This is a genomic window from Acinetobacter sp. TW_SC_4 (genome assembly GCF_054861205.1).
In genome coordinates this window covers 15,898-27,415 of the sequence record NZ_CM142174.1, presented here as the reverse complement: position 1 = coordinate 27,415, position 11,518 = coordinate 15,898, and the positions used below count along the sequence as shown (strand labels likewise).

Genomic DNA, 11,518 nt, shown 5'->3' with positions numbered 1-11,518 from the left:
TCTTGCGATCTCTTGTTTCCGCTCTTGCATGAGTATGAACAAATTATTTCAACTCAAATATATTCTGTTAATGATTTAATGCATCCTCGTCGGACTGCATTACTGTGATAAATCACAGAGATTAATAACAATGCCGCGCATTATACGCCGCTTTCTTACTAAGCTCTATAAGCTATCAAACCGTTTGCTTAATGTTTAACTCATTGCATCGCAATGAGTGGTGGAGACTAGGAGAGTCGAACTCCTGACCTCCTGCGTGCAAAGCAGGCGCTCTACCAACTAAGCTAAGTCCCCAGCTTATCAATAAGTCAATGTCTCTGATTTCTTCACTCTGCAATTGCTTGCTTGTCGTTAGTGGTGGGTCTGACAAGACTTGAACTTGTGACCCCACGCTTATCAAGCGTGTGCTCTAACCAACTGAGCTACAGACCCTCAGATACATCGTCATGAAGAACAACTTGTTGTGGATTCTTACCAATCGTCAATCTTTCGTTAAGGAGGTGATCCAGCCGCAGGTTCCCCTACGGCTACCTTGTTACGACTTCACCCCAGTCATCGGCCACACCGTGGTAACCGCCCTCTTTGCAGTTAGGCTAGCTACTTCTGGTGCAACAAACTCCCATGGTGTGACGGGCGGTGTGTACAAGGCCCGGGAACGTATTCACCGCGGCATTCTGATCCGCGATTACTAGCGATTCCGACTTCACGCAGTCGAGTTGCAGACTGCGATCCGGACTACGATCGGCTTTTTGAGATTAGCATCTGCTCGCGCAGTAGCAACCCTTTGTACCGACCATTGTAGCACGTGTGTAGCCCTGGCCGTAAGGGCCATGATGACTTGACGTCGTCCCCGCCTTCCTCCAGTTTGTCACTGGCAGTATCCTTAAAGTTCCCACCCAAAGTGCTGGCAAATAAGGAAAAGGGTTGCGCTCGTTGCGGGACTTAACCCAACATCTCACGACACGAGCTGACGACAGCCATGCAGCACCTGTATCAGAGTTCCCGAAGGCACCAATCCATCTCTGGAAAGTTCTCTGTATGTCAAGGCCAGGTAAGGTTCTTCGCGTTGCATCGAATTAAACCACATGCTCCACCGCTTGTGCGGGCCCCCGTCAATTCATTTGAGTTTTAGTCTTGCGACCGTACTCCCCAGGCGGTCTACTTATCGCGTTAGCTGCGCCACTAAAGCCTCAAGGGCCCCAACGGCTAGTAGACATCGTTTACGGCATGGACTACCAGGGTATCTAATCCTGTTTGCTCCCCATGCTTTCGCACCTCAGTGTCAGTATTAGGCCAGATGGCTGCCTTCGCCATCGGTATTCCTCCAGATCTCTACGCATTTCACCGCTACACCTGGAATTCTACCATCCTCTCCCATACTCTAGCTAACCAGTATCGAATGCAATTCCCAAGTTAAGCTCGGGGATTTCACATTTGACTTAATTAGCCACCTACGCGCGCTTTACGCCCAGTAAATCCGATTAACGCTTGCACCCTCTGTATTACCGCGGCTGCTGGCACAGAGTTAGCCGGTGCTTATTCTGCGAGTAACGTCCACTTATCCCAGGTATTAACCAGGTAAGCCTCCTCCTCGCTTAAAGTGCTTTACAACCAAAAGGCCTTCTTCACACACGCGGCATGGCTGGATCAGGGTTCCCCCCATTGTCCAATATTCCCCACTGCTGCCTCCCGTAGGAGTCTGGGCCGTGTCTCAGTCCCAGTGTGGCGGATCATCCTCTCAGACCCGCTACAGATCGTCGCCTTGGTAGGCCTTTACCCCACCAACTAGCTAATCCGACTTAGGCTCATCTATTAGCGCAAGGTCCGAAGATCCCCTGCTTTCTCCCGTAGGACGTATGCGGTATTAGCGTCCCTTTCGGAACGTTGTCCCCCACTAATAGGCAGATTCCTAAGCATTACTCACCCGTCCGCCGCTAGGAATCAGGTGCAAGCACCCTATCCCCGCTCGACTTGCATGTGTTAAGCCTGCCGCCAGCGTTCAATCTGAGCCATGATCAAACTCTTCAGTTAAAATCATTTCAAACTTTATAAGTAAAGTTCTTAAACTTGGCTCATCAATTTTCTGACTTAAATTTCGCTCAAATAAACTTCGAGTAATTTAAACCAATCAATCAATGAAAATAATTTCGATCAATCAACCAGTAAAAATCCACACAAGTTGTTCTTCATAATCTCTTAATGATCTTTCTAACATCTCGTCAATGCCAGAAGCTGGACTTCGATAAACTCAACGCTTCGCGTTTCGCTCGTTTCCGTCTATCTCGTCGGTATGAGCTCATTATAGGGCAATTTCCTACACAAGCAAGTGCTTTTAACGCACACCAATCATGACTGTTTCATTTTTATGCACCAAATTGGTTCATTTTTCTACCATTTGTCACATAAGTTCATAATATTCCAAAGAAAATACGAACAAAACATTTATGTTTTATTTTTCACTTACTTTTTCACGCTTGGTGCTTTAATGGTCACACTGTTAATTTTTACTGCTGTTTTCGGGACGTCCTGATGCATGCCATAGTTCTTAGTAGGTACTTGAGCGATCTTATCGACTACCTCCATACCTTTAGTAACCCGCCCAAATACCGCATATCCAGCATTTCTTGGTGAACGGTCCAGAAAACTGTTATCTACCAGGTTAATAAAGAACTGCGCTTTAGCCGAATTAGGATCATTAGTACGTGCCATAGCCAAAGTGCCACGTTTGTTTTGCAAACCATTATCTGATTCATTCTTGATTGAAGCTTTATTATTGGCTTTTTCCTGCATGTTGAGATCAAAGCCTCCGCCCTGAATCATGAAGCCTGGAATGACCCGATGGAAAATGGTTCCTGTATAGAAGTTGTTTTTGACATATTCTTCAAAGTTTTTCACCGTAATTGGTGCTTTGTCATTAAAGAGTTCAATTTCGATATTACCGGATGAGGTTTTCATCTCAATCAGGGTATTGGCAGCAAAACTTGGCAAGCTAAATGCGATCAACGCGATAGCAGATAATGATTTTTTTAACATTTTTTTAACTCATCTACTGATAAAGAAAGGTTGAGATTCACAACATATTAATCTTTCATGACTAATAATGCAGTGACCTGCCGACTAAAGACAAGAGAATAATAATGAGCCATGCATTACTACAGGAGAAAAGTATCCATCAATTTCCGCCTTGGCATTTGCAGGGAGAGGGTTTTATTCTGAATTACTGGATTACCCCTCATTTCATTCGTGAATTTCAAGGTTTTCGGATTGCGCCATCTCCACTCGGCCGTGTCGTTCAGGTTCTATTGGTGCGCTATCATCATTCTCCTGTGGGCCCTTATGATGAATTGCTCATTATGGATCATCCTTTAATTAGCAGACGGCGTCTTTCGACTATTCCGAAAATTTATGTCTCTACTCATGAATCTATTGTGCATGGTCAGCACTTGTGGGGCATTCCTAAAGAATATGCAGAGTTTGACTGGCAAGAACAGGGACAGGAAACGATTTGCCGCATTACTTATCGTGGGCAAAGCATGACGCTTCGTCTTAAAAAACCTAAATCTCCTCGTTCCTTCTATTTAAATAGTCATCATCTTCCAAGCTCCATGCTAAAAATCCGGCAAACCTGGAAATCCCAACATTATCAGTTTAGCCCTCAATTCCGCGGTTATTTATCCAAGCTTACTCAGGCAGAGTGGCAAGATACTCAGAATATATTTCCGGATTTTTCTAAGGCTAAATATTTACAAAGCTTTTATGTGCCTAAATTTAATCTGGTCTTTCCAGAAGCCAAGATCCATAAAAAATAAAAAAGGTGTTTCACGTGAAACACCTTTTTTACATCTATTTTTGAATCAGATCTTTTTGTCTAGAAATTTACGGAAATTCTTGCTGAGTTCGATGACCTGCTTTTTCGAACGTTTATGAATTGGGGTCAGATTGATAAAACCATGTGCCTGATCCGTATATTCCTGATAATACACTCGTACCCCATTCTCACGTAACTTCAGTGCATAGATTGAACCCTCATCATGTAACACATCATGACGGGCAGTGATCACATAGGCAGGTGGCAGATTTTTCAGTTCACCATAGGTCGGTGAAATCAGCGGATCGTCCAGTTCGACTTGATGTGTTTCAGCATATAGCTTGGTCACCAGATCAATATCCTGAGCTGAAAGTACCAAGCCTTGATTGTATGCATAAAAAGAAGGATGACGGCTTTTAAAATCGACAGCCGGGTAAAGCAATAACTGTGCGCGAGGCGCATAGATTTTATCGGCACTCCGCTGCGCAACCACTGCCGCCAGATTTCCACCTGCACTATCCCCTGCCACTACAATCTGGTTTTTATAGATTTTCAACTGCTTGATGTTTTGATGTACCCAAGCCAGAGCATCTTCACAGACCTGTACCATCTGCAAAGGACTGTATTCTGGCGTTAGCGGATAAGCCACGCTGAGCACTTGCACCTTGGCATGCACCGCCAATAAACGGCAGAACTCATCATGTGTATCCAGACCACCCACTATAAATGCACCGCCATGATAGAAAATGACCATCGGCAATTTTTTCTGTGGTGCCGGATGATAATGTCGGGCAAAGATAGTGCCATTTTGCAATGGCAGACGCAGATCCTCGACTGCCTTGACCGGTGTCGGTTTTGCCTGAATAGCTTTCATGCGTTCATCAAACAGTTGACGTGATTGCACCGCATCTTCACTAATAAAACTGTGCTGTCCCTGTTTGATCTGAGTCGCCATCAAGCATTTTATATAAGGATCCAAATCAGGATAGTCATAAGGATAATCCAATGCTTTTACCAGACGTTCTTGTGCAAAGCTCGGCAGGCAATCCAGCAAACGTGCTGCAGCACCCTGCCCCTTATCCATTACAAATTTCGTGACCGGATTATTCGCACCCATGAGTTTTCATCCTTTTCCCATAATTCTTCATTTTTTCTACATGATCAGGGTTTTAGTGACCATATTCTTATATAAGTCTTAATATCAATGTACATAGCTCATCTGCCAAATACGCTAACCTGAATTTAATCAGATGTCATTGATAGTTTAAGTGAGATTTTTACAGCACTTTTGCGACTTTGATGTAGAAGTCTGTATAAAAGGAGATAGCTTATGGCGATAAAAATAATAACGGTATCCTTAGCCACTGCATTTTTAGCTTTAGCCGTAGGCTGTGTGGCTTTTCCTGATGATGGTTATTATGACGGACGTTATGACCGTCACGATCGAGGTTATGACTATCGTTATGATCAAGACCGCCGCTATGACCGGCAGCGCTGGGAATACGAACAGCAGCGTAAGAGACTGGAACTGGAACGTCGCAAAAATATTCAGCAGCGTAACTGGGAACAGGAACGGCGTCGGCAAATAGAACTGGATCGTCGTAAAACTCAGCTGGAACGACAACGTCTGGAACAGCAACGCAAGAATCTGAGTAATCAGCGTCAGAAACAGGCTCAGGCCGAGCGTAAACGTCGCCAGCAGTTGGAACAACGTAAAAAAGTGGCAGAACAGCAGCGTAAACAGGTTCAGCAAAACCGCTCCAATAATCCACGCTGGAATGATCAGCGACGTAAACAGGAACAGCAGCGACCACGTAATCGTCGCGATTAGGTAGAATATAAATAAAAAGAGAGGCTCTGATTTAAATCGGAGCTTTTTTATAGGCGCAGTTTTATTATTTTGATCTCATCCAAGCTATTTTCTTTGAATAGAAGAAATGTTTTCAATCAGCATAGTCTTGATGAAGATGATCCCATTTTATAAGTCGAAAACCGTAGCAAATTTCAGGCAAAAAAAGGCTTATCTAGAGAAAAGATAAGCCACGAAAACACATTTCTAAAAAAGAGAAGAAACTACAGCGATAGAATCTGAAATGAATAATATAGCGTTACTCATTTTTTGTGTAATACTTTATTGCTTAGTTATTAATCGCTTTTATGTCTAAAAAATAATCTGGACAAAAAAAAGCCGGACCCTGTGTGAGGGATCTGACTGGAAAAACAGTTTAAAAAATAAGGCAACAGCAACCTGGTTCAGCTCTCTCCTCAGAACAAGGTCGCTGTTAATGACGCTATGATGCACCTGTCTTAAAAATATTTAAAACAGATAAAAATTATTATTTCTATCTAAAAATACGATGCTGCTTTTATTAAAGTCATTAAATCCAAATAAATCTTAAAATTAATCTGTACTTGTGCTTGAATTTTTTGCCCCTGCCCCGATTTCTTTAAATAATTAAAAATTTCAATCATGGCAGTTCAGTATTAACGCAGTTAACTCTGACGCCCAAGGACTGTACATGTTTAAGAACCCATTTAAACGGAGTAAATCAATGGCGACTGAGCAAAACGATCAAGCTCAAGAACTTGAGCAAGAGCAAACGGAACAACAAACAGCTCAAGCTGAACCTGAACAAGCTGAAGTTACCGTTGAGTCTTTACAGGAACAAATCGCACAGCTTGAAGGCGATTTAAAACTGGAAAAAGCACGTACTGCAAATGCCGTATATGAGGCACAAAAAAGTGTAGAACGCATTCAGCGCGAATCAGAAAAGCATAAAGATACTGTTTTGGAAAAGTTCTCTAAGGAGCTGTTAGAAACTGTAGATAACCTGGAACGTGCAATTCTCGCTGCGGGTGAAGAACAAGGCCCGTTACGGGAAGGCGTAGAACTGACGCTGAAAGCGTTGCTCAATACACTAGAGAAATTTGGTGTAGTCGCAGTTGATACCGCAAATGGTTTTAATGCTGAATTGCATCAAGCAGTCGGCATTGATCCAAATGCCAAATCTAATGAAATCGGTACAGTCTTGCAAAAAGGCTATGCCCTTAATGGTCGTTTATTACGTCCTGCAATGGTCATGGTTGGCGCTTAAGCGAAATAAATCGGGAGTTTGTGAAATTTTTTCTAAAAATTTACTTGAAAAAAATTGAACGGCTCTCATATCGGATAACAAGTGTAAATCACAAAAAAATTTTTGAGGAAACATCCAAATGGCTAAAATCATTGGTATTGACTTAGGTACTACAAACTCATGTGTTGCAGTACTTGAAGGCGACAAAGTTAAAGTTATCGAAAACGCTGAAGGCGCACGTACAACTCCATCTATTATTGCGTACAAAGATGGCGAGATCCTTGTTGGTCAATCAGCTAAACGCCAAGCGGTAACGAACCCTAAAAACACATTATTCGCGATTAAACGTCTGATCGGTCGTCGTTATGAAGACCAGGCAGTACAAAAAGATATCGGTCTGGTGCCATACAAAATCATCAAAGCAGACAATGGCGATGCTTGGGTTGAAGTAAACGACAAGAAACTTGCTCCACAACAGATCTCTGCAGAAGTTCTGAAAAAAATGAAGAAAACTGCAGAAGACTACCTGGGTGAAACAGTCACTGAAGCGGTGATTACTGTTCCTGCTTACTTCAACGATGCACAACGTCAAGCAACTAAGGATGCAGGTAAAATCGCAGGCCTAGAAGTTAAACGTATCATCAACGAACCAACTGCTGCTGCTCTTGCGTTCGGTATGGACAAGAAAGAAGGTGACCGTAAAGTTGCTGTATACGACTTGGGTGGTGGTACTTTCGACGTATCCATCATCGAAATCGCTGATCTTGATGGCGACCAGCAAATTGAAGTGTTATCTACCAACGGTGATACATTCCTTGGTGGTGAAGACTTCGATAATGCATTGATTGACTACCTGGTTGAAGAGTTCAAGAAAGAACAAAACGTGAACTTGAAAAACGATCCACTTGCGTTACAACGTCTGAAAGAAGCAGCTGAAAAAGCAAAAATCGAGCTTTCTTCTTCTAACGCAACTGAAATCAACCTTCCATACATCACTGCAGATGCGACTGGCCCTAAACACTTAGTGATTAACGTGACTCGTGCAAAACTTGAAGGTTTAGTTGCAGATCTTGTAGCTCGTACCATCGAGCCTTGTAAGATTGCGCTGAAAGATGCAGGTCTTTCAACTTCTGACATCTCTGACGTGATTCTGGTTGGTGGTCAGTCTCGTATGCCACTTGTACAACAAAAAGTACAAGAATTCTTCGGTCGTGAGCCACGTAAAGACGTGAACCCGGACGAAGCAGTCGCAATGGGTGCTGCGATTCAAGGTGCAGTATTGTCTGGTGACAAAACTGACGTACTTCTTCTTGACGTAACTCCACTAACTCTTGGTATTGAAACCATGGGTGGCGTATTGACTCCAATCATTGAGAAAAACACGACGATTCCTGCGAAGAAATCTCAAGTGTTCTCAACTGCTGCGGACAACCAGCCTGCTGTAGATATTTCAGTTTACCAAGGTGAACGTAAAATGGCTCAACAAAACAAATTGTTGGGTAACTTCCAGTTAGGCGACATCCCACCTGCTCCACGTGGTGTGCCACAAATTGAAGTATCGTTCGACATCAACGCGGATGGTATCTTGAAAGTATCTGCAAAAGATAAGAGCACTGGTAAAGAGCAATCTATCCAGATCAAAGCAAACTCAGGTTTGTCTGATGCTGAAATCGAAGCAATGATCAGAGATGCTGAAGCGAATGCTGAAGAAGACCGTAAGTTTGAAGAGCTTGCAAAAGCACGTAACGAAGCGGATGCGCTAGTTTCTTCTGCTCAAAAAGCAGTAAAAGATCTTGGCGAACAAGTGACTGCTGACGAAAAAACTGCAATCGAAACTGCGGTTTCCGAGTTAGAAGCATCTACGAAAGAAAATGATGTTGAAGCAATCAAAGCGAAAACTGAAGCATTGCAAAACATTATTATGCCGATCACCCAACGTGCTTATGAAGCAGCTCAAGGCCAAGGCGGTGCACAAGGTTTCGATCCTAATGCATTCCAAGGCGGCGAAAGTCAAGCTCAAAAAGCAGATGACGGCGTAGTTGATGCTGAATTCACTGAAGTAAAAGATGACAAAAAATAATTTGTCACTTTGAGAAAAAGACCGCATTTTATGCGGTCTTTTTTTTGCTCAATGCATAGGCAATAAAATGTTTTTTAATTAAACTATAATGAAATAAATAACTTAAAAATAAAAATGTATGCAGAATTTTATTAAGCTTTTTCTTCTGGCTTCCGGGCTTGCGATCATGCTGCTCTACCCGATGGGTAATCTGCTTCTGATCTTACCGCCGAATGTGGTACTGGCGCCTTTTAATTACCTGCAAACCTTCGGAATTGAAGCTTCTTTTTCCTTAGGCTTTCTGATTGCCATCATTGTGTTGCTGATCCTGGCTGTACCTCAGCGCTATCCTTCCGGAAAAGGTTTTATCATTCTAGGTATTGGATTGCTGAGCTATATTATTTTCCAGATCTTTAAATCTGAAATCACGCTGTATGCCTTTAATCACCAAACCAGACATTCCTATAACCTGAAATATTTAATTGAATTTATGATCTTCTTATTGAATGGTATAGGCCTTGGCTTTATCTATCATTCCAATATGCCAAGACAGGTTGAGCAGTGGAAAGGTAAAAAATCATAATCTAACCTGAGCAGAACCGTGCATAAGCACGGTTTTTATCACTCTGACGCTAGGATTTTGCTGTTTTTTTAGCTACATTGAGCCAAACAATATTTTAAAAAACACTATGCGTCTTTTAAGCTTTCTGGGGATTGTCGTTTTCATTGTGTCATTGTTTTTGCATCTACAAACCAAGACCCATCCACAATTAAAATTTAATTCACTGGCTGATCGTTTAACCCATCCTTTTGATACGCGCCTACGTTTCCGGATTGATCAGGTCGATCCGGGTTTTGGTCTGACTCGTGATGAAGTCATTCAATTAAGTCAGGAAGCAATTCAGATCTGGCATGAAGGAACCAATCGTGATGATCTGATGGTTTATGATGAGAATGCTCAGCTGGCTATTCAACTGATCTATGATCAACGCCAACAGGACTATGAAGCCTTTAAAAAGGTCGAAAAAAAGTTACTTGCCGATGAAGCCAGATATCAGCGTGAAGTCAGCAATCTGCAAGTTTCGCAGAAAAATCTGGAAGATCAGCAGCAACGACTGATTCAGCAAAAAAGTCAGCTGGAATTTGAATTTCAAACCCTATTGCAACGCCTTCAACAGGCCAGCTCATCTGCCGAGCGTGAACAGCTTCAGTATGAGATGGAAATGCTCAAGCCTAAACTGGAAAATTTTAAACGCGAATATGCCTATCTTCAGGAACAGCTATCCTCATTTAACCAGCAGGTTTCTGTTCATCAAAACAGTGTGCAAAGTCATCAGCGAAATATTCAGCAGGCCCAGCAGCGCTTTCCCCCACGCCAGTTTCATAAGGGTATTTTTATGGGAGATAAGATCCAGATTTACCAGTTTGATGCCAAAGATGATTTACGTTTAACTTTGGCACATGAGCTGGGCCATGCCTTGGGCCTCTATCATCATAATGATCCGGAAGCCTTGATGTATCCGGTATTGGGTGAACAGAATCTGCAAGATTTCAAACTGCGTCCAGCAGACAAGACCCTGTTATATACCCGATAAAATTCAGGTTTTAATTCCCTAAATTATTTATGTGTTTAGGCTAGTAAAAATACAATGCGGTTTCATTTCATGTTATTGTGAAGAACAGTAGGACGTCTTAGGCCAACTTTCTTGGAGATTCATGTGAGTTACTACCATATTTTAATTGAAGTAAATGACCACATTAGTACGATTGATGAAACCCGTGATATCGAGATCTTTGATATCGAGGATATTCAACCTTATCTTCATTCAATTTTGCTGCCTTATTTCAATGAACAGCTGATCGAGCTAGATGATGAAAATCTTGAATTTAAGGATATTTTGCATCTGCAAGTGAAACAAACCTTATTGCCGATCAATGACTTGATTGAAGAGGAACAGCGTCTATTGCCGAGCGATACGGACATTACTATTACAGCCTACGAGATATTTAATAACCGCGAACTGAGTCAGGATGTCACTACAGTGATTTTTGACCTGCTTGAAGCAGTCAAATTAGAAAGCTAAGCTTTCTTCAGATATAAAAAAGTCCTCATACGAGGACTTTTTTATTCAACTTGATATGTATTAGATCGAGAATGAAGATCCACAACCGCAGGTCGTGGTCGCATTCGGGTTTTGTACCACAAAACGTGAACCTTCCAGACCTTCAACATAGTCAACCACTGAACCAACCAGATATTGATAGCTTAGAGAATCGACCAGCATTTTGACATCGCCATTGACGAATTCTGCATCATCTTCATTTTGGCTTTCCGCAAAGTTAAAGCCATAAGAGAAACCTGAACAGCCGCCACCGGTGACATACACACGGAGCATTAAGTCTTGGTTACCTTCACTGTCACGCAACTGGCGTACTTTATTTGCGGCATTGTCGGTGAGCACAAGCGCTTGAGCATTCATGGCGGATTCCTCTGTTGAATGGAATGTCTTTAAAAAGAAAAGACCATATTTCAAGTATAACACACTCAATATATGGTCAGTCTGTACAGATTAAAAG

Annotated in this window: 10 protein-coding genes, 2 tRNA genes and 1 rRNA gene; 7 read left to right on the top strand and 6 right to left on the bottom strand. The window is 42.4% G+C overall.

Features of this window, described 5'->3' with window-relative positions:
* Positions 1-218 precede the first annotated feature (218 nt).
* The 4 genes from ACWM1W_RS00120 to ACWM1W_RS00105 form a co-directional block, all read right to left on the bottom strand.
* Positions 219-294: transfer RNA gene (locus ACWM1W_RS00120), tRNA-Ala, on the bottom strand.
* A 61-nt stretch (positions 295-355) separates the two neighbouring features.
* A tRNA-Ile gene (locus ACWM1W_RS00115) sits at positions 356-432 on the bottom strand.
* A 61-nt stretch (positions 433-493) separates the two neighbouring features.
* Positions 494-2,031: ribosomal RNA gene (locus ACWM1W_RS00110) — 16S ribosomal RNA — on the bottom strand.
* 429 nt (positions 2,032-2,460) lie between these two features.
* Positions 2,461-3,033 carry a peptidylprolyl isomerase gene (locus ACWM1W_RS00105; RefSeq protein ID WP_448765323.1) on the bottom strand — a complete coding sequence of 191 codons (573 nt, stop codon included), beginning with the start codon at positions 3,031-3,033 and terminating at the stop codon, positions 2,461-2,463.
* A gap of 104 nt (positions 3,034-3,137) precedes the next feature.
* Between ACWM1W_RS00105 and ACWM1W_RS00100 the strand changes: the two genes are divergently transcribed.
* Entirely contained in the window at positions 3,138-3,809 is a 672-nt protein-coding gene (locus ACWM1W_RS00100) for an acetoacetate decarboxylase family protein (protein WP_448765324.1), read from the top strand.
* Positions 3,810-3,854: 45 nt separating this feature from the next.
* Here the strand turns inward: ACWM1W_RS00100 and ACWM1W_RS00095 are convergent, their stop codons facing one another.
* Positions 3,855-4,925 carry an alpha/beta hydrolase gene (locus ACWM1W_RS00095; protein WP_448765325.1) on the bottom strand — a complete coding sequence of 357 codons (1,071 nt, stop codon included), beginning with the start codon at positions 4,923-4,925 and terminating at the stop codon, positions 3,855-3,857.
* Positions 4,926-5,138: 213 nt separating this feature from the next.
* Between ACWM1W_RS00095 and ACWM1W_RS00090 the strand changes: the two genes are divergently transcribed.
* From ACWM1W_RS00090 to ACWM1W_RS00065, 6 genes are all read left to right on the top strand, one after another.
* Positions 5,139-5,639 carry a hypothetical protein gene (locus ACWM1W_RS00090; protein ID WP_448765326.1) on the top strand — a complete coding sequence of 167 codons (501 nt, stop codon included), beginning with the start codon at positions 5,139-5,141 and terminating at the stop codon, positions 5,637-5,639.
* A gap of 721 nt (positions 5,640-6,360) precedes the next feature.
* The gene (gene grpE, locus ACWM1W_RS00085; protein ID WP_448765328.1) at positions 6,361-6,903 is read left to right on the top strand and encodes a nucleotide exchange factor GrpE; all 543 of its coding nucleotides are present in this window, start codon (positions 6,361-6,363) and stop codon (positions 6,901-6,903) included.
* A gap of 118 nt (positions 6,904-7,021) precedes the next feature.
* Positions 7,022-8,962, top strand: a complete 1,941-nt coding sequence (dnaK, locus tag ACWM1W_RS00080) for a molecular chaperone DnaK (RefSeq protein ID WP_313584272.1) — start codon at positions 7,022-7,024, stop codon at positions 8,960-8,962.
* 118 nt (positions 8,963-9,080) lie between these two features.
* Positions 9,081-9,524 (top strand): hypothetical protein, encoded by a 444-nt coding sequence (locus tag ACWM1W_RS00075; protein ID WP_004780368.1) that lies wholly within the window; start codon positions 9,081-9,083, stop codon positions 9,522-9,524.
* A gap of 106 nt (positions 9,525-9,630) precedes the next feature.
* Positions 9,631-10,536 carry a matrixin family metalloprotease gene (locus ACWM1W_RS00070; RefSeq protein WP_313584270.1) on the top strand — a complete coding sequence of 302 codons (906 nt, stop codon included), beginning with the start codon at positions 9,631-9,633 and terminating at the stop codon, positions 10,534-10,536.
* 111 nt (positions 10,537-10,647) lie between these two features.
* Positions 10,648-11,025, top strand: coding sequence for a hypothetical protein (locus tag ACWM1W_RS00065; protein WP_162835342.1), 378 nt, complete (start codon positions 10,648-10,650; stop codon positions 11,023-11,025).
* Between the two features lie 60 nt (positions 11,026-11,085).
* Here the strand turns inward: ACWM1W_RS00065 and erpA are convergent, their stop codons facing one another.
* Positions 11,086-11,421: an iron-sulfur cluster insertion protein ErpA gene (gene erpA / locus ACWM1W_RS00060; protein WP_004780362.1), complete on the bottom strand. Its 336-nt coding sequence runs from the start codon at positions 11,419-11,421 to the stop codon at positions 11,086-11,088.
* Positions 11,422-11,518: the final 97 nt, after the last annotated feature.